The organism is Streptomyces sp. NPDC001904 (assembly GCF_040297005.1).
GTDB lineage: Bacteria > Actinomycetota > Actinomycetes > Streptomycetales > Streptomycetaceae > Streptomyces.
Map to the genome: position 1 here is coordinate 339,046 of NZ_JBEOYI010000007.1, position 17,161 is coordinate 356,206.

Sequence of the window (17,161 nt, forward strand, 5' to 3'; positions counted from 1 at the left end):
CATGAAGGACGCCTTCGGCATCCCCCAGTCCCTGCTCGTCCTCGGCGGCACGTCCGAGATCGGGCTCGCCACCGCCCGCCGTCTGATCACCCGGCGCACCCGCACGGTGTGGCTGGCGGGCCGTCCGTCCCCGGCGCTCGACGAGGCCGCCGCCGGGCTGCGCGAGACGGGCGCCGACGTGCGCACCGTCCCCTTCGACGCGCTGGACTCCGAGTCCCACGAGGAGATCCTCGGGAAGGTGTTCACCGAGGGCGACATCGACATGGTCCTGATGGCCTTCGGCATCCTCGGCGACCAGGCGCGCGACGAGGGCGATCCGCTCGCCGCCGTGCGCGTCGCGCAGACCAACTACACCGGGGCCGTCTCGGCCGGCCTGGTGTGCGCGCGGGCGCTGCAGTCCCAGGGCCACGGCTCGCTGGTGGTGCTGTCGTCGGTCGCGGGCGAGCGGGCCCGGCGCTCCAACTTCATCTACGGGTCGAGCAAGGCGGGCCTCGACGCGTTCGCGCAGGGGCTGGGCGACGCGCTGCACGGCACCGGGGTGCACGTCATGGTCGTGCGGCCCGGGTTCGTGCGCTCGAAGATGACCGCCGGGCTCGCCGAGGCGCCGCTCGCGACGACGCCGGACGCGGTGGCCTCCGCCATTGAGCTGGGGCTGCGGCGCCGCTCGGAGACGGTCTGGGTGCCCGGGGCTCTCCGCGCGGTGATGGCGGGCCTCCGCCACATCCCGCGCCCCTTGTTCCGCCGCCTCCCGGTATAGCGCCCTGAGGGGCAGCCCGTTCAGCCCCGTTCGCGGGTGCGGCCCCGGTGGGGGCTTCTCGCGCAGTTCCCCGCGCCCCTGACGGGGCGGACACCGGCCCGCGATCGACAGCGTCCTGACGGGGCTGACAGCCGCCCGCGCTCGGAGCGTGGCTCCTACTGAGGGCCGCCGGGGCGGGCGGAGGGGGAGGTTCGGGTGCTTGCGCTGCGGCGCAGGGCCTGGCCCGGCAACGAAGGCCCGCCGAAGGCGAAGTCGCGGAGGCGGCGCCACACGCCGTCCGCCCCCTGCTCGTACAGGGCGAACCCGGTGCACGGCCAGGCCGCCTCGTAATCGGCCAGCTCCGCGAACGCCCGGTCCATCGCCTCCTCGGCGATCCCGTGCGCGACCGTCACATGCGGGTGGTACGGGAACTGCAGCTCGCGCGCGACAGGACCGGAGGCGTCCCGCACCTGCTTCTGGAGCCAGGTGCACGCCTCCGCGCCCTCCACCACCTGCACGAACACCACCGGCGACAGCGGCCGGAAGGTACCGGTGCCGGACAGCCGCATCGCGAACGGCCGCCCGCTGGCGGCGACTTCCGCCAGATGCGCCTCGATCGCGGGCAGCTGCCCGCCGTCCACCTCGGTCGGCGGGAGCAGCGTGATGTGCGTGGGGATACCGTGCGCCGCGGCGTCGCCGAAGCCCGCGCGCCGCTCCTGGAGCAGGCTGCCGTGAGGCTCCGGGACCGCGATCGAGACACCGATCGTTACGGTCCCCACGTCGTACTCCTGTCGTCGTGTGGCGGGCGGGCGGTGGTGTTACTGCTGCGCGAGGCGTACGGGACCTCAGTGCTTGGCGGGCAGGAAGCCGACCTTCTCGTACGCCTGGGCCAGGGTCTCGGCGGCGACGGCCCGCGCCTTCTCCGCCCCCTTGGCCAGGATCGCGTCGAGGGTCTCCGGGTCGTCCAGATACTCCTGGGTACGGGTCCGGAACGGCGTCACGAAATCGACCATGACCTCGGCCAGGTCCGTCTTGAGCGCACCGTACATCTTGCCCTCGTACTTCTGCTCCAGTTCCGGGATACCGGTTCCGGTGAGGGTCGAGTAGATGGTCAGGAGGTTGCTGACGCCGGGCTTCTTCTCGGCGTCGTAGCGGATGACCGTCTCGGTGTCGGTGACCGCGCTCTTGACCTTCTTGGCGGTGGCCTTCGGCTCGTCGAGCAGGTTGATGAGGCCCTTCGGCGTGGAGGCCGACTTGCTCATCTTGATCGACGGGTCCTGGAGGTCGAAGATCTTCGCCGTCTCCTTGAGGATGTACGGCTTCGGGATCGTGAACGTCTCGCCGAACCGCCCGTTGAACCGCTCCGCGAGGTCGCGGGTCAGTTCGATGTGCTGGCGCTGGTCCTCGCCGACCGGGACCTCGTTGGCCTGGTACAGGAGGATGTCCGCGACCTGGAGGATCGGGTACGTGAAGAGGCCGACGCTCGCGCGGTCGGCGCCCTGCTTCGCGGACTTGTCCTTGAACTGGGTCATCCGGCTGGCCTCGCCGAAGCCGGTGAGGCAGTTCATGACCCAGGCGAGCTGCGCGTGCTCGGGCACATGGCTCTGCACGAACAGCGTGCACCGCTCCGGGTCGAGCCCCGCGGCCAGCAGCTGCGCGGCGGCGAGCCGGGTGTTCTGGCGCAGCACCTCGGGGTCCTGCGGAATGGTGATCGCGTGCAGGTCCACGACCATGTAGAAGGCGTCGTGGGACTCCTGGAGGGCGACCCACTGGCGGACCGCGCCGAGGTAGTTGCCGAGGTGGAACGAGCCTGCGGTGGGCTGGATTCCGGAAAGCACACGGGGACGTTCAGAGGCCATGTGCCCCATTGTCTCAGGTGTCCCTCATGGAATGGGGACAGGTGCACGACAGGTCTGCCACTACGGTGTTCCCGTGACCCGGATCACGCCGGGCGCTGCGTCGGGGGTGGGGAATGCGAGGACTACGGACGGTCCGCCTGGCCGCGTCGGCCGCGGTGCTGCTGGTGCTGGTGGGCGGCGGGTCCGCACAGGCCAGGCCGGTGGGACCCGGCTCGGCGGACGTCCCCGACCTGGCGGTGGTGATCGCCCCGGGCGCCGCGGCGGGACCGTCGGTGTCGCTGCACGACGAGGACCCGAACTTCGCCCGGCTCGAACAACTGACCGCGGAGTTCGACGCGGTGACCGAACCGGTGCCGAGCGCCTGGGACGACGGCCGGTTCCCGCCCGTGGTGGCGACGATCGTGTGGGGCGTGACCGGCGTGGGCGGCTGGCCGGAGACCCGGCGGGCGCCCGGCACCGACACCGTCATCGAGCGCCAGGACCAGCTGATCGTCGCCGACGACGGCACTCCGTGGATCCGCACGGACCCCATGGTCGACGTGAACGACGACGATCTGCGCTGGCACCGCGCCTCCCCCGGCCTCGTCGCCGAGCTGCGGCACGCGGGGGTGTTCCCGGCCGAGCGCGCCGACGCGCACGACGGCGTACCGCTGCGGGACCGGCTCCTGTGGGCGCTGGGCGGGCTCGTCGTGGGGCTGGCCGCGGCCGCGGCGGCGTGGTGGTTCCGGGGGCGGCTGCTGCGGGCGGGGCGGGAACCCCGGGAACCGCGGCAGCAGCTCGTCGGCTGACGCCGGGCTCAGCCCAGGTCGATCTGCCCGTACAGCGGGAAGCCGCTCAGCAGGTCGGCGGCGCGCCGGCCCACCTCGTCGGCGACCTTCGGCTCCAGGACGTGGCTCGCCTTGGAGGGGGCGCCGGACTTGGTGGTGCCCGGCTCGGCGGAGGTCAGGACCCGGTCGATGAGGGCGGCGATCTCGTCCATCTCGGCGGCGCCCAGGCCGCGCGTGGTGAGCGCGGGGGTGCCGATGCGGATGCCGGAGGTGTACCAGGCGCCGTTCGGGTCGGCGGGGATGGCGTTGCGGTTGGTGACGACGCCGGAGTCGAGCAGCGCGGACTCGGCCTGGCGGCCGGTGAGGCCGTAGGAGGAGGCGACGTCGATGAGGTTGAGGTGGTTGTCGGTGCCGCCGGTGACGAGCGTGGCGCCGCGCCGGGTCAGCCCCTCGGCCAGCGCCTTGGCGTTGTCGACGATGCGCTGCGCGTAGTCCTGGAAGGCGGGCTGCCGCGCCTCGGCGAGGGCGACGGCCTTGGCGGCCATGACGTGCGGCAGCGGGCCGCCGAGCACCATCGGGCAGCCGCGGTCGACCTGGTCCTTGAGGGAGTCGTCGCACAGCACCATGCCGCCGCGCGGGCCGCGCAGCGACTTGTGGGTGGTGGTCGTCACGATCTGCGCGTGCGGGACCGGGTCGAAGTCGCCGGTGAGCACCTTGCCCGCGACGAGGCCCGCGAAGTGCGCCATGTCGACCATGAGCGTCGCGCCGACCTCGTCGGCGATCTCGCGCATGATCCGGAAGTTCACCAGCCGCGGGTAGGCGGAGTAGCCGGCGACGAGGATCAGCGGCTTGAACTCACGGGCCTGGGCGCGCAGGGCCTCGTAGTCGATGAGGCCGGTGGCCGGGTCGGTGCCGTAGGAACGCTGGTCGAACATCTTTCCAGAGATGTTCGGGCGGAAGCCGTGCGTGAGGTGGCCGCCCGCGTCGAGCGACATGCCGAGCATCCGCTGGTTGCCGAAGGCCTGGCGCAGCTCGGCCCAGTCGGCGTCGGTCAGGTCGTTCATCTGCCGGACGCCGGTCTTCGCCAGGAACGGCACCTCGACGCGGTCGGCGAGGACGGCCCAGAACGCGACCAGGTTGGCGTCGATGCCGGAGTGCGGCTGGACGTAGGCGTGCCGGGCGCCGAACAGCTCGCGGGCGTGCTCGGCGGCGATCGACTCGACGGTGTCGACGTTGCGGCAGCCGGCGTAGAAGCGGCGGCCGACGGTGCCCTCGGCGTACTTGTCGCTGAACCAGTTGCCCATGGCCAGGAGCGTGGCCGGGGACGCGTAGTTCTCGGACGCGATCAGCTTGAGCATCTCGCGCTGGTCGGTGAGTTCCTGGCCGATGGCGTCGGCGATGCGCGGCTCGACGCTCCGTACGACGTCGAGAGCGGCGCGGTACGCGGTGGACTCGGGGGTGAGGTCGGGCTGGGTCATGGGGACTGCCTCCGGACACGGTCGGTTCGCGGTCGGCCCAGGCGCACGGCACACAGTTCACGAGCCGCTCCCCGATGGTCGGTCCCATCCCAGCGCGCCAGTCACGGCTCCGTTCTCACACTACCGGGCGCGCCGTCGGGCGAGGTTTCCGCGTCCGGCATGCGAGCCACGATAGGAACGGGCCACAAGCCCGTCCCGCACCGCCCGCCGAGTGCCGTACGAACGGAGATCCCGTGACTTCTGTGACTCCCGACCGCGCCACGCAGGACTTCATCAGCGCGTCCGACGCGCACAGCGCGCACAACTACCACCCGTTGCCGGTCGTCGTCGCCACCGGTGACGGCGCCTGGCTGACGGATGTCGAGGGGCGCCGCTATCTGGACATGCTCGCCGGTTACTCCGCGCTCAACTTCGGGCACGGCAACCGGCGGCTGATCGACGCGGCCAAGGCCCAGCTGGAGCGGGTGACGCTGACGTCGCGCGCCTTCCACCACGACCGGTTCGCCAACTTCTGCACGCAGCTCGCCGAGCTGTGCGGCAAGGACATGGTGCTGCCGATGAACACGGGCGCGGAGGCCGTCGAGACCGCCGTGAAGACCGCCCGCAAGTGGGGCTACCGGGTCAAGGGCGTCCCCGACGGACGGGCCCGGATCGTGGTGGCGAGCGACAACTTCCACGGGCGTACGACGACGATCGTCAGCTTCTCCACGGACCCGGAGGCGCGCGCCGACTTCGGCCCGTACACGCCGGGCTTCGACATCGTCCCGTACGGGGATCTCGACGCGCTGCGGGCCGCGGTCACCGACGAGACGGTGGCCGTCCTCATCGAACCCATCCAGGGCGAGGCGGGGGTCCTGGTGCCGCCCGTCGGCTATCTCCCGGGCGTACGGGAGCTGACGCGCGAGCGCGGGGTGCTGTTCATCGCGGACGAGATCCAGTCGGGGCTCGGGCGGACCGGCCGGACGTTCGCGTGCGAGCACGAGGGCGTGGTGCCGGACGTGTACGTGCTGGGCAAGGCGCTCGGCGGCGGGGTCGTGCCGGTGTCGGCGGTGGTCGCGGACAGCGACGTCCTCGGCGTGTTCCGGCCGGGCGAGCACGGGTCCACGTTCGGCGGGAACCCGCTCGCCTGCGCGGTGGGGCTCGAGGTGATCGCGATGCTGCGCGGCGGGGAGTTCCAGCGGCGGGCCACCGAGCTGGGCGAGCATCTGCACGCCGAGCTGGGCGTGCTGGCCGGGACGGGCAAGGTCAGCGAGGTGCGCGGCCGTGGCCTGTGGGCGGGCGTCGACATCGACCCCGCGTACGGCACGGGCCGGGAGATCTCGGAGAAGCTGATGGCCCGGGGCGTCCTGGTGAAGGACACCCACGGGTCGACGATCCGGATCGCGCCGCCGCTGGTGATCGGCAAGGAGGATCTGGACTGGGGGCTCGATCAGCTGCGGGCGGTGCTGAAGGTCTGATCCGCGGCCGGGGATCAGCCGGGGATCAGAGGATGACGTGCGGGAGGAAGCGGGCGTATCCGTCGGTGACGAGGCCCGCCGACTCCCGGATGCCGAGTCCGGCGGCCTCCCCCTCGACGACCCAGGCGCCGAGCACGGTGCGGTTGCCGTCGAAGTCGGGCAGGGGCGCCAACTCCTGGTAGCAGCAAGGCTCTTCGGGGAGGGCTGTAGGCACGGACCCGGGTTCGTGCAGGGTGACGCCCTCCCCTTCCCTGCCCAGCAGCGGCTTGGCGACGTACCCGGTGGTGGTGGCGAGGTCGCGGGGGCCGTCGACGTAGGCGGGCAGCAGGTTCGGGTGGTCCGGGTACAGCTCCCACAGGACGGCAAGGAGCGCCTTGTTGCTGAGGAGCATCTTCCAGGCGGGCTCGATCCACAGGGTGCTGCCGGTGCCACCGCCGTTGTCGAGGGTGTCCAGGACGTGCTCGGCGAACGCGTCCGTGGTCAGCCACTCCCACGGGTACAGCTTGAAGCAGCTGCGGATGAAGCGGAGCTGGTTGTCGACGAAGCGGCCCGAGAGGCCGTCCCAGCCGATCTCCTCCATCGAGATCCAGTCGGTGGCGAGGCCCGCCTGTTCGGCGGTCTCCTTCAAGTAGCCGACGGTCATCAGGTCCTCGCCGAGTTCGTCGGCGGCGGAGTGGGCGAAGTGCAGGGGGCTGCCGGGCGGCAGCAGGTCCGCCTGCCGCTTCCAGGCGTCGACGAGTCGCTCGTGGAGGGAGTTCCACTGGTCGGCGCCGGGGAAGCGCTCCTCCATCCAGAACCACTGGGGGCTCGCCGCCTCGACGAGTGAGGTGGGCGTGTCGGCGTTGTACTCCAGGAGCTTCGCCGGGCCGGTGCCGTCGTAGCGGAGGTCGAACCGGCCGTACAGGGAGGGGAGTTCGGCGCGCCGGTGCCAGGACTCGGTGACCGCGCGCACGACGCGCGGGTCGGTGATGCCGAGGTCGGCGAAGCGGCCGGCGTCCACGATGTGCCCGGCCGCGGCCAGGCACATCGCGTGCAGCTCCTCCACGACCTCCTCCAGCGCCTCGACCTCGGGCAGCGAGAACTCGTAGTAGGCGCTCTCGTCCCAGTACGGGCGCAGGGAGTCGTCCGGGTGGCGGGTCAGCGGGTAGATGAGCCCCTGCTCCTCCACGGTCCGCTGCCAGTCGGGACGCGGGGTGATCCGGTGTCTGCGCATGGTCCGGCTCAGCCGCCCGATCCGCCCTTGCCGCCGAACCCGCCGCGCGAGACGCCGGAGCCGCCGGAGGACTTGCTGAACGATCCGCTCTCGACGCGGCTGCCGCTCTTGGAGCCGCCGTAGTACCAGCCGGCGCCGCCCGTCGACGACGAACCGCTCTTGCAGTACTTGTCGTCGACGACCTTGTAGCCCTTTCCGGTGGTGTAGCTGTCGCGGTCGACGCAGCGCTTGTCCGGGTCGGAGTCGCAGGCGGTGAGGGCGGCGGCGAGCAGTCCCACGCCGCCGAGCACGACGGTGCCCGAACGCAGGCGCCGTCGGGTGGTGCTGTCTGTCATCGGTGGTTCCCCCGTGTCCCGTGGTGCGTGTCGGCGCCCAGCGTAGAGAGCGCCTTCCGTGGCCGCGCATCCGAGTACCCCTAGATTCCCCCTGTGACTCTGGGAATGCTCTGCGCGCTGGCTTCGGCGGTCTGTTTCGGAACGGCTTCGGTGCTCCAGGCGATGGCCGCGCGGGCGGCTCCGCCGGGAACCGGGTCGGGGGTCGATCCGGCTCTGCTGGTACGGGCGTTGCGGCAGTGGCGCTATGCCGCGGGGCTCGGGCTGGACGGGGTCGGGTTCGTCTTCCAGGTCGTGGCGCTGCGCAGCATCCCGATCTACGCGGTGGGGGCGGCGCTCGCCGCGAGTCTCGCCGTCACCGCGGTGGTCGCGGCGCGGCTGCTGCGGGTGCGGTTGAGCAGGGCCGAGTGGGGTGCCGTGGCGGCGGTGTGCGCCGGGCTGGCGCTGCTGGCGCTGGCCTCCGGCACGGAGGGGGAGCGGGCCGGGTCGGACGCGTTGCGGTGGGCGATGCTCGGGGTGGCCGTCGGGGTGCTCGGGGTCGGGGTGGTGGCGGGACGGCTGCCCGGGCGGGGGCGGGCGCTCGCGCTGGGGCTCGGCGCGGGGTTCGGGTTCGGGGTGGTGGAGGTGAGCGTCCGCCTGATCGACGACGTGTCGCCGGGGTCGCTGCTGACGAACCCGGCGGTGTACGCGCTGCTGGTGGGCGGTGGCGCGGCGTTCTTGCTGCTGACGTCGGCGCTGCAGCGGGGGTCGGTGACGGTGGCGACGGCCGGGATGGTGATCGGGGAGACGGTCGGGCCCGCGCTGGTGGGTGTGGTGTGGCTGGGCGACCGGACGCGGGACGGGTTCGGATGGGTGGGGGTGGTGGGGTTCGGGGTGGCCGTGGCGGCCGCGCTGGCTCTGGCCCGGTTCGGGGAGGCGCCGGCCGCGCGGGAGTGACGTCTGCGGGCCGGTGGGGGCTGGTCGCCACGACGGCGCCGCGCCCAGAACGCGACACCGATCTACCGGGATCCACAAAGCACCACATTTAGGGTCACCGAGTGCACCCGGTACCCCGCTCCGCGATGACAGCCCTCACCCTCACCACAGCCCTCCTGCTCCCCACCCTCACCCCCGCCCAAGCACAGCCGACCCCCGCCAAGCCCACCCTGAACGCCGTGGTCACCGCCGTCCCCGGCGCGAAGCTCACCCACACCTACCGCCGCGGCTGCCCGGTCCCGCCGGGACGGCTCCGCCTGATCCGGATGAACCACTGGGGCTTCGACGGCAGGATCCACCGCGGCGAACTGATCGTGAGCCGCGAGGCCGTGAACCCGATGCTGTACGTCTTCGGCCGGGCCTTCACCGCGAAGTTCCCGATCCGCCGCATGAAGGTGATGGCCGCGTACCGCGGCAGCGACACCGCCGCGATGAAGCAGGACAACACCTCCGCCTTCAACTGCCGCGCCGTGACGGGAAGCCCGGGCAAGCTGTCCCAGCACTCGTACGGCAACGCGATCGACATCAACACACTGGAGAACCCCTACGTCGACACGGCGGGCCGCGTGTACCCGCCCGCGGGCCGCCCGTACCTGCGGCGGGACCGGCCGGTCAAGGGAATGATCAAGCGCGGCGACGTGATCACGACGGCGATGCGCAAGGTCGGCTGGCAGTGGGGCGGCCGCTGGGCGCACCCGGACTATCAGCACTTCTCCGCGAACGGTCGCTGACGCCCTAGGGCAGCACCCGGCACAGCGCGTCCAGCGCCCCGCTCCACCCGTGATCCGGAGGCGTCCCGTACCCGACGACCAGGGCGTCGGACGGGCCCCCGGCCGCGGCATCGGCATCGGCATCGGCATCGGCATCGGGATGCCGGTAACTGGAGAGGCCCACCACGCCGAGCCCCTGCCAGGCGGCGGCCCGCACCACGGAGTCCTCGGTGCCGGGTGCCAGCGGGAGCACGGCGTGCAGTCCGGCGGCGATGCCGGTGACCCGGACCGACGGCGCCCGTTCGGCGAGCGCGGCGACGAGCTGGTCCCGGCGCCTGCGATAGCGCAGCCGCGCCCCGCGCAGATGACGGTCGTAGGCACCGGAGTTCAGGAACTCGGTGAGGGTCAGCTGGTCGAGCACCCCGCACGACCAGTCGCTGACCCCCTTGGCGGCGGCCACCTCGTCGGCGAGGCCGGGCGGCAGCACCATCCACCCCAGCCGCAGCCCCGGGGCGAGCGACTTGCTGGTGGTGCCGAGATAGACGACCCGGTCCGGGTCGAGCCCCTGGAGCGCGCCGACGGGCTGCCGGTCGTAGCGGAACTCCCCGTCGTAGTCGTCCTCGATGACCAGTCCGCCGGTGCGCCGTGCCCAGTCCACGACGGCGGCCCGCCGGTCGGGATGGAGCGGATCGCCCATCGGGAACTGATGCGCGGGCGTGAGCAGCACGGCCCCGGCCGCCCCCAGCCCCTGTACCTCGGTGCCGAGTTCGTCGAGCGGCAGCGGCCGTGTCCGCAGCCCGGCGCGGGTCAGGATCAGCCAGTGCGGAGGCAGCCCGTACGACTCGACGGCGACATCGGCGACTCCCCGCCCGCGCAGCACCTCCCCCAGCAGCATCAGCCCGTGCGCGAAGCCGGAGCAGATCACGATCCGCTCGGGATCGGCGTGCACCCCGCGGGCCCGGGCGAGATACCCGGCGAGCGCGGCCCGCAGTTCGGGGCGTCCGCGCGGGTCGCCGTAGCCGAGGGCGTCGTTCGGTGCGGCGGTCAGGGCGCGCCGGGCGGCCTTGAGCCATGCGGCGCGCGGGAAGGAGGCGAGGTCGGGGCTGCCGGGCTGGAGATTGTGGACCAGCGGCCCGGTGGCCCGGCGGGCCGGGCCGGGGGCCGGTCGGGGCGCTTCGACGGGCCGCTCGGCGACCCGGGTGCCGGACCCCTGCCGCGCCGTGAGCCACCCCTCGGCGACGAGATCGGCGTAGGCGTCGGCGACGGTGTTGCGGGCGATGCCCAGGTCGGCGGCGAGGGTGCGCGAGGAGGGCAGCCGGGTCCCGGGGGCCAGGCGTCCGCCGCGTACGGCTTCGCGCAGCGCGTCGGTCAGCCCGCGCCGCAGCCCGGACGCGCCGGTGGGCTCGATGTGCAGATCGATGCCGAGCGCCTGCCCGGACGGCGAAGTGGCCCACTCGTTTGCCATGGAAATGGACCATACACGTGGGCTACTGGCTTCGTAGGCTCGCAGCATGACCACGAATAGCAGCACCCCGAACAGCAGCACCCCGAACAACGGCACGTCCGAGTACGTTCACGAGCACACCCCGCGCCTGGCCTGGGCGAAGCACGCCCCCGAGGTCTACAAGGCGATGATCCAGCTGGACACCGCCGCCCGTAAGGGCCTGGACCCGGTGACGTTCGAGCTGGTCAAGATCCGCGCCTCGCAGCTGAACCACTGCGCGTTCTGCCTCGACATGCACACCAAGGACGCCCTGGCGGCGGGCGAGAGCGTCGAGCGGATCGTGCAGCTCAGCGCGTGGGAGGAGAGCCGGCACTTCTACACGGAGAAGGAGGTCGCGGCGCTGGCGCTGACGGAGGCGATCACGGTCCTGACGGACGGCTTCGTCCCGGACGACGTGTACGAGGAGGCGGCCCGCGTCTACGACGAGGCCGAGCTGAGCCAGCTCATCGCGGCGATCACGACGATCAACGCCTGGAACCGGTTCGGCGTGACCACCCGCATGGTCGCCGGTCACTACAAGCCGCAGGCCGCCAAGTGACCGCACGGACCAGCCACTTGGAGCCGGGGGTCCTCCGCGCGCTCCAGTCCGCGGGCGCCGCGGCCAAGCGCGGCCTCGGCGATCCGGTCCTCGCCGAGCTGGTGATGATCCGCGCCTCGCAGATCAACGCGTGCGCGTTCTGCCTGGACATGCACGTGGACGTCGCGGTGGAGAAGAACGGCGAGAGCGCGAAGCGGATCGCCCTGCTCAACGCCTGGCGCGAGGCCGGTGACCTGTACAGCGAGCGGGAGCGGGCGGCGCTGGCCCTGACGGAGGCGATCACGGTCCTGACGGACGGCTTCGTCCCGGACGACGCCTACGAGAGCGCGGCCAAGCACTTCGCCGAGCCCCAACTCGCCCATCTCATCGCGGTGATCACGGTCATCAACAGCTGGAACCGCCTCATGGTCGCCCGCCGCATCGAGCCGGGAGGCCCCGCATGGTGAACGCGGCCGCGGCGTTCCGCGCCCTGCACCACGACCGCTCCCCCGGCGACCCGCTGGTCCTGCCCGGCCCGTGGGACGCGGCGAGCGCCCGCGCCTTCGAGGAGGCGGGCTTTCCCGCGCTCGCGACGCCGAGCGCGGGGGTCGCGGCATCGCTCGGCCACGAGGACGGGTCCACACCCGCCGACGAGATGTTCGCGGCGGTGCGGCGCATCGTGCGCTCGGTGTCGGTGCCGGTCAGCGCGGACATCGAGGACGGCTACGGGCTGCCCCCGAAGGAACTGGTGGCCCGCCTCCTGGAAACGGGTGCCGTGGGCTGCAACCTGGAGGACTCGACCCGCCCCGACGGCCTCAAGGACCCGCGCGCGCACGCCGATTGGCTGGCGGAGGTGCGGGCAGCGGCGGGCGACGCGCTCGTGCTGAACGCCCGTATCGATACGTTCATCAGGGGCACCGCCGACCCCGTCGCCGGGGCGATCGAGCGAGCCCGCCTCTACATCGCGGCGGGCGCCGACTGCGTCTACCCGATCGGCGCCCCTCTGACGGCCCTGCCGCGCCTGCGCGCCGCGATCGAGGGCCCGATCAACGCGGGCGCACCGGCGGACGGTTCGGTGCTGCGGGAGTGGGGAGCGGCGGGGGCGACCCGGATCACGTTCGGGCCGGGGGTGCAGCGGAGGGCCGCGGAGGCGGTGCGGGGGATCGCGGACGGGATTCTGCGCGGGGAGTAACGCGTTCCGGGCCGGCACGGGCGGCCGAGCGGCGCTGTCCGGGGGCGCCCCGGCGCAGTCGCCGGGAATGGCGTGTGCACAGCAAATTCAGAAAATCTCCATCGGTCTTGTTTGCCTGGGCCGTGAGTGGCCACTCGGTTGGTGCGCGGTTCACGGATCGCCGCATTCGACACAGTTTCCCGCACGGAGGTTTGCTGATGACTGAGAACATCTGGAATTACTCGGCCACTTCGGGGTACGCCACCGGATCGGACCTGACCGGTTTCAAGGTCGAGGCCACCGACGGGCACATCGGCAAGGTCGACAAGCACTCCGCCGACGTCGACTCGCAGTACATCGTCGTCGACACGGGCGTCTGGATCTTCGGCAAGGAGGTCCTCCTGCCGGCGGGCACCATCACGTCGGTCGACGCCGAGGCCAAGACGATCCAGGTCTCGCGCTCCAAGGACGAGATCAAGAGCGCGCCGGAGTTCGACAAGGAGAAGCACCTGGGCAACGCCGACTACCACCAGCAGGTCGGCACCCACTACGGCTCGCACCGCACGCCCGGCACCCCCGGCACTCCCGGCCCGGGCCGCATCTGAGCGGGACGACGACTCCGGTTCGATGTGCCGTGCCTCCGCACGAAATTCAATTGCCGGAGAATGCGAACGAATCTAGGAGCTGGACGCTTTGTTCGTCGCCGAGAATATACGTGACTGGCGCGACCAGGATGTCGTCGACGTAGAGGGTCACAAAATCGGCACTCTGGAGTCGGTGTACGTCGACACTTCCGACGACCGGCCCTCTTTCGCCGCCGTGACCATCGGTCTGCCGACGCGAAAGCGAATTTCTTTCGTCCCCCTCGGCTCGGCAAAGGTGGCCCCTTCGTACGTCAAGGTGGCCTGGCCGAAGCAGAAGGTGAAGGACGCCCCGTCCATCGACACGGACGGCGAGCTCACCGCGGACATGGAGCCCGAGCTCTTCGGGCACTACGGCCTCCAGGTCGTTCCCGGTGGCTCCCGGCGGCTCGCCCGCCGCTGAAACCCTCCGTCCAGGCGCTGACCGTGCGCGCCTGGACCGCAGAGCAACATTTCTGACCGACCGCCGAGCGGAACAGCGTTCACCGAGAGGACTGACATGGCTGCAGACGAGAAGGCCCAGGCGAAGACCGAGCAGGCCAAGGGCAAGGTCAAGGAGACCGCGGGACGCGCGGTCGGCAATGAGCGGCTGACGGCCGAGGGCCGCGCCGATCAGGTGCAGGGTGACGCGCGCCAGGCCAAGGAGAAGGTCAAGGACGTCTTCAAGGACTGACGGCAGGGCGCCGCCGGCGGTCTGCCGACCGCAGCCGGAGGGGGACGACAACGATGGCGATGTCGTCCCCCTCCTCGGCATTCGTGACCAACCACGCCAGCGAACGGATCTGGATCGACAGTCGGCCGCCCGACGGAGCAGACCTCCGCCGGGCGGCCGACACGAGAGGGGAAGCGCACATGGCAGGTCAGAAGAACACCAAGCCCAAGGCCGCTACGGCCGCCGCGAAGGCGACGAAGAAGAGCAGGACCGGATCGGCGAAGACCGCGGCCGCCAGCGCCCTGTCGCAGACCTCCGGCAGCAAGAAGGCATCGGGAAAGACCGGGAAGAAGGCCGCCACCGGCGCGGGCAGCACGGTGGCGTCCCGCAGCGCGACGAAGACGGAGAAGAAGGCGGCCGCCAGCGCGCTGTCCCAGTCGCCGCCGAAGAAGCCGGGCAAGAAGATCCTGACCCGGGCCGCGAAGACCCTGAGCGACTCCAAGGCCAAGAAGTCCGACCGTTCCGCGGCCGCACGCACCCTCGCACGCGCCGCTGTCGCGGAGCTCTAGAACGCCTCTCGGAAGGGCCCCGGACCGGTCCGGGGCCCTTCGGCGCGCCTCTTACAGGTACTGGGCCTCGCCGTGGCCCAGGGACCAGTCCGCATGCGAGTTCTCCGTCAGCACGATGAACATGTTGCGCGGCTCCACGGCCGCGTACTCCTCGGCGAGTTCGGACACACGCCGGTACAACGCCTGCTTCTGCGCGGCCGGTCGGCCCGCGCGCAGGGTGATCGCCACGTACACGATGCCGTCGTCGCGGGGAACATCGAGATAGGTTCCGTGGCGCAGCAGACCCCGCTCTCCGTCGTGCGCGGTCAGGACCTGGAAGCGGTCCTCCTCGGGAAACCCCATCGTCTCGCCGAGCGCATCGTGGACGGCCCGGCCCAGAGCCCTCAGGCGCGTCGCGTCACAGTGCATGGCGTCGATGCGGACGAATGGCATGGCACGTCCCTCCAAGGTCGGTCTGCGGCACCTTGCAGCCACTGTACATACCTGTAGGTACAGTCGGGATGGGCGCTACCGAAACGAGTCCGGGCCTCACCGACACGGAACCGCAGCCGGGTTGAACATCTGTCACCCTCTTTCGCCGTGATGGCCACGGTCACCCAGAGAGGGCGTCCGGGCCCTGATGGTCTTCACCAACCCTGTTCCGGCGACGCGCTCGACTCCGTCCAGGTCGCCCGACAACAGGTCACGGTGGCTGATGGAGAAGTCGCCGTTGGGCAAAGGCTGTTCAGCGCCGTAGTGCCGGCCGACCACGGCGGCAGGGAGGAAGGCGCGGGTGCGGTGGCGCAGGGCCGTGGGGTGGGTGACGGGGGCGCCCCAGGCGGGCGGGGACTCGTCGGTGGAGAAGAGGATCCAGTGGTCCACGGGGACCATGGCGTCGAGGTCGGGGGCCTTGCCGGTGTGGCTGTCCAGGGCGGGGACGGTCAGGCGGTCGGGGTCCAGGGGCGGGTACCAGAGCAGCAGGGGCTTGGCGCGCTGCGCGTCCGCGTTGTCGAAGCAGCACACCGCGATGGTGTGGTCGGGGTAGTGGGACGCGTAGAAGTCCAGTAGGTCCGGGGCGAGGTGGGGTCGTCTGTGCTGCGGTACTCGTCCCAGCGCGGCGTTGATCGCGGTCGGATCGTCCGCCAGGAGCACCGTGTAGACGTCGTGGTCGAAGATCTGGACCGCACTCGGCTCCGCGCTCATCCACGCGATGCCGTCCGCCGCCGCCTCGGCGTCCTCGACCGCGGCCACCATGCGGCGCAGGACGTCACCGTCGCGGCCGGTGGACAGGAAGTGCTGCGGGGTGAGCCGCCTGGTCGGCACGTGCAGCAGCATGGCGTTCGGGCCGTCGGCCAGATTGACCGCCGTGTTCTGGTAGCCGAGGACGTGGATGAGCCCGTGCTCCGGATGGTGCTGCCTGCCGCAGTACGCGATCGTGCCGGAGAACTCCGCCGCACCCGTCGATATGCACATGGCGGCAAGCTACCCCCGGAGCCCACTCTCGCCGAGCCGTTGCGCGGCGGGCAGACTGCGCGCATGCGACTCCCCGCCGAAGCCGTTGCCGCCGCTGCGCTGATCGAGGTCGTGCGGATCTCCGCCCTCCCGGCCGAGCCAGACGCCCCGTACCCCGGCAGGGTGGTCGCCCACTGGGTCGGAAGTGAGGCCGCCGACGCCTTGGGCTTGATCGAGAGCTTGTCCGGGAGTGAACAGCACCGCTGCGGGTTCTCACCGGGCTGGAGCATCCGGGCGTACGAGGACTCCCTCGACCTGGCGCTGTTCGAGGCGGCGTTCTGTTTCAGCTGTCACGAGGTCCGCATGCACGGAACGGCCGTGCCACCCGCGCTGACCACACAGTTCTTCGACGCGGACGGCCTGCCGGCCCAGGATCTTCTTGCTCTCTTCCGCGCGACGGTCCCGTAGCCGGGCAGCAGTTGATACCAAGAGGTGCCGCCGCGCTCCGCGAAGTCGCCGAGATCCGCGGTCGAGTTCGCGGTCCGTGGCGCCCGGCCCGGCCGTATCGTCCTGCATGAGCAGATCTTCCACGTCGCTCGCGAGAGGCTCGGGGTGCCCGACATGGTCGACGAACTTCCTGTGCGCGTACAGGTCGACGGGCAGGTCGTCCGGTGGAGGCTCGTCGTCGAAGGGGACGGGCCGTGGGTTCTCACCCTGCGGTCGCCCGCGGGGAGTGAGTGTTCCGCTGAGGGCGACGATGTCTTCGATGCCCTGCGCAGCATGCGCGCGGAGCTGGCACCCCGAGGGGTGAAGGTCTGCTGCAACGGTGCCCGTGTCGACGTACGGCCGTCCGGGCTCGCCGCCTCGCAAGGATCATGGGTGGTCTACGTCCTTCACCGGTGGCGGCCGGTCACCGTCCGGGATCTGGTGTCCACCTTCGACCCCTGTGATCCCGACCAGGTCGGATCGGTCGAGGCGCAGGACGCCTACTGGGAGACGTACTTGGCCGACAGGGGAAAGTGGTTCACCTCCCTCAACCCGGTCTGGTGGGCCTACTTCCTCACGGCCTCCTGGGGGCGACCCAAGTTCCGGCGGCCCCAGTCCCCATGACGTCGCGGAGGAGATGGCGCAACGCCGCGGGCGGGCAGC

22 protein-coding genes and 1 riboswitch are annotated in these 17,161 nt (G+C 71.5%); of the genes, 14 read left to right on the top strand and 8 right to left on the bottom strand.

Translation table 11 applies throughout. From position 1 onward, the window contains the following. Position 1: 1 nt before the first annotated feature. On the top strand, positions 2 to 757 hold the full coding sequence (dprE2, locus tag ABT127_RS14850) for a decaprenylphospho-beta-D-erythro-pentofuranosid-2-ulose 2-reductase (RefSeq protein ID WP_351448979.1): 756 nt from the start codon (positions 2 to 4) through the stop codon (positions 755 to 757). Between the two features lie 155 nt (positions 758 to 912). On the opposite strand, the gene ABT127_RS14855 is transcribed toward dprE2, so the two are convergent. Both ABT127_RS14855 and trpS read right to left on the bottom strand, forming a co-directional pair. After that, positions 913 to 1,515, bottom strand: coding sequence for a 2'-5' RNA ligase family protein (locus ABT127_RS14855; RefSeq protein ID WP_351448981.1), 603 nt, complete (start codon positions 1,513 to 1,515; stop codon positions 913 to 915). Between the two features lie 66 nt (positions 1,516 to 1,581). Next, positions 1,582 to 2,595 (bottom strand): tryptophan--tRNA ligase, encoded by a 1,014-nt coding sequence (gene trpS / locus ABT127_RS14860; RefSeq protein WP_351448984.1) that lies wholly within the window; start codon positions 2,593 to 2,595, stop codon positions 1,582 to 1,584. A gap of 113 nt (positions 2,596 to 2,708) precedes the next feature. Between trpS and ABT127_RS14865 the strand changes: the two genes are divergently transcribed. Further along, positions 2,709 to 3,383, top strand: coding sequence for a hypothetical protein (locus tag ABT127_RS14865; RefSeq protein WP_351448986.1), 675 nt, complete (start codon positions 2,709 to 2,711; stop codon positions 3,381 to 3,383). Between the two features lie 8 nt (positions 3,384 to 3,391). On the opposite strand, the gene ABT127_RS14870 is transcribed toward ABT127_RS14865, so the two are convergent. Next, on the bottom strand, positions 3,392 to 4,840 hold the full coding sequence (locus ABT127_RS14870; protein WP_351448989.1) for a glycine hydroxymethyltransferase: 1,449 nt from the start codon (positions 4,838 to 4,840) through the stop codon (positions 3,392 to 3,394). Positions 4,841 to 4,868: 28 nt separating this feature from the next. Next, positions 4,869 to 4,955: riboswitch (ZMP/ZTP riboswitch) on the bottom strand. 127 nt (positions 4,956 to 5,082) lie between these two features. On the opposite strand from ABT127_RS14870, the gene rocD reads away from it, so the two are divergent. Further along, the gene (gene rocD, locus ABT127_RS14875) at positions 5,083 to 6,297 is read left to right on the top strand and encodes an ornithine--oxo-acid transaminase (RefSeq protein WP_351449111.1); all 1,215 of its coding nucleotides are present in this window, start codon (positions 5,083 to 5,085) and stop codon (positions 6,295 to 6,297) included. 25 nt (positions 6,298 to 6,322) lie between these two features. Here rocD and ABT127_RS14880 read toward each other — a convergent pair whose 3' ends face one another. Then, entirely contained in the window at positions 6,323 to 7,510 is a 1,188-nt protein-coding gene (locus tag ABT127_RS14880; RefSeq protein ID WP_351448991.1) for a glutathionylspermidine synthase family protein, read from the bottom strand. 8 nt (positions 7,511 to 7,518) lie between these two features. Further along, the gene (locus ABT127_RS14885) at positions 7,519 to 7,845 is read right to left on the bottom strand and encodes a hypothetical protein (RefSeq protein ID WP_351448994.1); all 327 of its coding nucleotides are present in this window, start codon (positions 7,843 to 7,845) and stop codon (positions 7,519 to 7,521) included. 105 nt (positions 7,846 to 7,950) lie between these two features. Between ABT127_RS14885 and ABT127_RS14890 the strand changes: the two genes are divergently transcribed. Then, a complete protein-coding gene (locus tag ABT127_RS14890) occupies positions 7,951 to 8,778 on the top strand; it encodes a hypothetical protein (protein WP_351449114.1) in 828 nt (275 codons plus the stop codon). 125 nt (positions 8,779 to 8,903) lie between these two features. After that, on the top strand, positions 8,904 to 9,548 hold the full coding sequence (locus ABT127_RS14895; protein WP_351448997.1) for a M15 family metallopeptidase: 645 nt from the start codon (positions 8,904 to 8,906) through the stop codon (positions 9,546 to 9,548). A gap of 4 nt (positions 9,549 to 9,552) precedes the next feature. On the opposite strand, the gene pdxR is transcribed toward ABT127_RS14895, so the two are convergent. Further along, positions 9,553 to 10,992: a MocR-like pyridoxine biosynthesis transcription factor PdxR gene (gene pdxR, locus ABT127_RS14900; RefSeq protein WP_351449000.1), complete on the bottom strand. Its 1,440-nt coding sequence runs from the start codon at positions 10,990 to 10,992 to the stop codon at positions 9,553 to 9,555. Between the two features lie 46 nt (positions 10,993 to 11,038). Between pdxR and ABT127_RS14905 the strand changes: the two genes are divergently transcribed. From ABT127_RS14905 to ABT127_RS14935, 7 genes are all read left to right on the top strand, one after another. Next, positions 11,039 to 11,569, top strand: a complete 531-nt coding sequence (locus tag ABT127_RS14905; RefSeq protein WP_351449003.1) for a carboxymuconolactone decarboxylase family protein — start codon at positions 11,039 to 11,041, stop codon at positions 11,567 to 11,569. Next, positions 11,566 to 12,015, top strand: coding sequence for a carboxymuconolactone decarboxylase family protein (locus ABT127_RS14910; protein WP_351449006.1), 450 nt, complete (start codon positions 11,566 to 11,568; stop codon positions 12,013 to 12,015). Before ABT127_RS14905 ends, ABT127_RS14910 begins: the two co-directional genes overlap by 4 nt. Next, the gene (locus tag ABT127_RS14915; protein WP_351449008.1) at positions 12,009 to 12,740 is read left to right on the top strand and encodes an isocitrate lyase/PEP mutase family protein; all 732 of its coding nucleotides are present in this window, start codon (positions 12,009 to 12,011) and stop codon (positions 12,738 to 12,740) included. The genes ABT127_RS14910 and ABT127_RS14915 overlap by 7 nt, the downstream gene beginning before the upstream one ends. A gap of 197 nt (positions 12,741 to 12,937) precedes the next feature. Then, positions 12,938 to 13,324 (top strand): ribosome maturation factor RimM, encoded by a 387-nt coding sequence (locus ABT127_RS14920; protein WP_351449011.1) that lies wholly within the window; start codon positions 12,938 to 12,940, stop codon positions 13,322 to 13,324. An 88-nt stretch (positions 13,325 to 13,412) separates the two neighbouring features. Continuing rightward, entirely contained in the window at positions 13,413 to 13,763 is a 351-nt protein-coding gene (locus ABT127_RS14925) for a PRC-barrel domain-containing protein (RefSeq protein WP_351449014.1), read from the top strand. Between the two features lie 96 nt (positions 13,764 to 13,859). Then, positions 13,860 to 14,033: a CsbD family protein gene (locus ABT127_RS14930; protein WP_351449017.1), complete on the top strand. Its 174-nt coding sequence runs from the start codon at positions 13,860 to 13,862 to the stop codon at positions 14,031 to 14,033. Between the two features lie 179 nt (positions 14,034 to 14,212). Further along, complete coding sequence (locus ABT127_RS14935; protein ID WP_351449019.1) at positions 14,213 to 14,581, top strand: hypothetical protein; 369 nt, start codon at positions 14,213 to 14,215, stop codon at positions 14,579 to 14,581. Positions 14,582 to 14,632: 51 nt separating this feature from the next. On the opposite strand, the gene ABT127_RS14940 is transcribed toward ABT127_RS14935, so the two are convergent. Continuing rightward, the gene (locus ABT127_RS14940) at positions 14,633 to 15,013 is read right to left on the bottom strand and encodes a tautomerase family protein (RefSeq protein ID WP_351449022.1); all 381 of its coding nucleotides are present in this window, start codon (positions 15,011 to 15,013) and stop codon (positions 14,633 to 14,635) included. A gap of 132 nt (positions 15,014 to 15,145) precedes the next feature. Continuing rightward, positions 15,146 to 16,033, bottom strand: coding sequence for a hypothetical protein (locus ABT127_RS14945; protein WP_351449025.1), 888 nt, complete (start codon positions 16,031 to 16,033; stop codon positions 15,146 to 15,148). A 63-nt stretch (positions 16,034 to 16,096) separates the two neighbouring features. Here ABT127_RS14945 and ABT127_RS14950 point away from each other — a divergent pair, with 63 nt between their 5' ends. Both ABT127_RS14950 and ABT127_RS14955 read left to right on the top strand, forming a co-directional pair. Further along, positions 16,097 to 16,480 (top strand): hypothetical protein, encoded by a 384-nt coding sequence (locus ABT127_RS14950; protein WP_351449027.1) that lies wholly within the window; start codon positions 16,097 to 16,099, stop codon positions 16,478 to 16,480. Between the two features lie 153 nt (positions 16,481 to 16,633). Continuing rightward, positions 16,634 to 17,122, top strand: a complete 489-nt coding sequence (locus ABT127_RS14955) for a hypothetical protein (RefSeq protein WP_351449029.1) — start codon at positions 16,634 to 16,636, stop codon at positions 17,120 to 17,122. Positions 17,123 to 17,161 lie beyond the last annotated feature (39 nt).

Bases quoted from the DNA above. Each gene is read 5' to 3' on its own strand.
- dprE2 (WP_351448979.1), top strand. From the start codon at position 2: ATGAAGGACGCCTTCGGCATCCCCCAGTCCCTGCTCGTCCTCGGCGGC.
- trpS (WP_351448984.1), bottom strand. From the start codon at position 2,595: ATGGCCTCTGAACGTCCCCGTGTGCTTTCCGGAATCCAGCCCACCGCA.
- ABT127_RS14865 (WP_351448986.1), top strand. From the start codon at position 2,709: ATGCGAGGACTACGGACGGTCCGCCTGGCCGCGTCGGCCGCGGTGCTG.
- ABT127_RS14870 (WP_351448989.1), bottom strand. From the start codon at position 4,840: ATGACCCAGCCCGACCTCACCCCCGAGTCCACCGCGTACCGCGCCGCT.
- ABT127_RS14880 (WP_351448991.1), bottom strand. From the start codon at position 7,510: ATGCGCAGACACCGGATCACCCCGCGTCCCGACTGGCAGCGGACCGTG.
- ABT127_RS14885 (WP_351448994.1), bottom strand. From the start codon at position 7,845: ATGACAGACAGCACCACCCGACGGCGCCTGCGTTCGGGCACCGTCGTG.
- ABT127_RS14890 (WP_351449114.1), top strand. From the start codon at position 7,951: ATGCTCTGCGCGCTGGCTTCGGCGGTCTGTTTCGGAACGGCTTCGGTG.
- ABT127_RS14895 (WP_351448997.1), top strand. From the start codon at position 8,904: ATGACAGCCCTCACCCTCACCACAGCCCTCCTGCTCCCCACCCTCACC.
- pdxR (WP_351449000.1), bottom strand. From the start codon at position 10,992: ATGGCAAACGAGTGGGCCACTTCGCCGTCCGGGCAGGCGCTCGGCATC.
- ABT127_RS14905 (WP_351449003.1), top strand. From the start codon at position 11,039: ATGACCACGAATAGCAGCACCCCGAACAGCAGCACCCCGAACAACGGC.
- ABT127_RS14915 (WP_351449008.1), top strand. From the start codon at position 12,009: ATGGTGAACGCGGCCGCGGCGTTCCGCGCCCTGCACCACGACCGCTCC.
- ABT127_RS14920 (WP_351449011.1), top strand. From the start codon at position 12,938: ATGACTGAGAACATCTGGAATTACTCGGCCACTTCGGGGTACGCCACC.
- ABT127_RS14930 (WP_351449017.1), top strand. From the start codon at position 13,860: ATGGCTGCAGACGAGAAGGCCCAGGCGAAGACCGAGCAGGCCAAGGGC.
- ABT127_RS14935 (WP_351449019.1), top strand. From the start codon at position 14,213: ATGGCAGGTCAGAAGAACACCAAGCCCAAGGCCGCTACGGCCGCCGCG.
- ABT127_RS14940 (WP_351449022.1), bottom strand. From the start codon at position 15,013: ATGCCATTCGTCCGCATCGACGCCATGCACTGTGACGCGACGCGCCTG.
- ABT127_RS14945 (WP_351449025.1), bottom strand. From the start codon at position 16,033: ATGTGCATATCGACGGGTGCGGCGGAGTTCTCCGGCACGATCGCGTAC.
- ABT127_RS14950 (WP_351449027.1), top strand. From the start codon at position 16,097: ATGCGACTCCCCGCCGAAGCCGTTGCCGCCGCTGCGCTGATCGAGGTC.
- ABT127_RS14955 (WP_351449029.1), top strand. From the start codon at position 16,634: ATGGTCGACGAACTTCCTGTGCGCGTACAGGTCGACGGGCAGGTCGTC.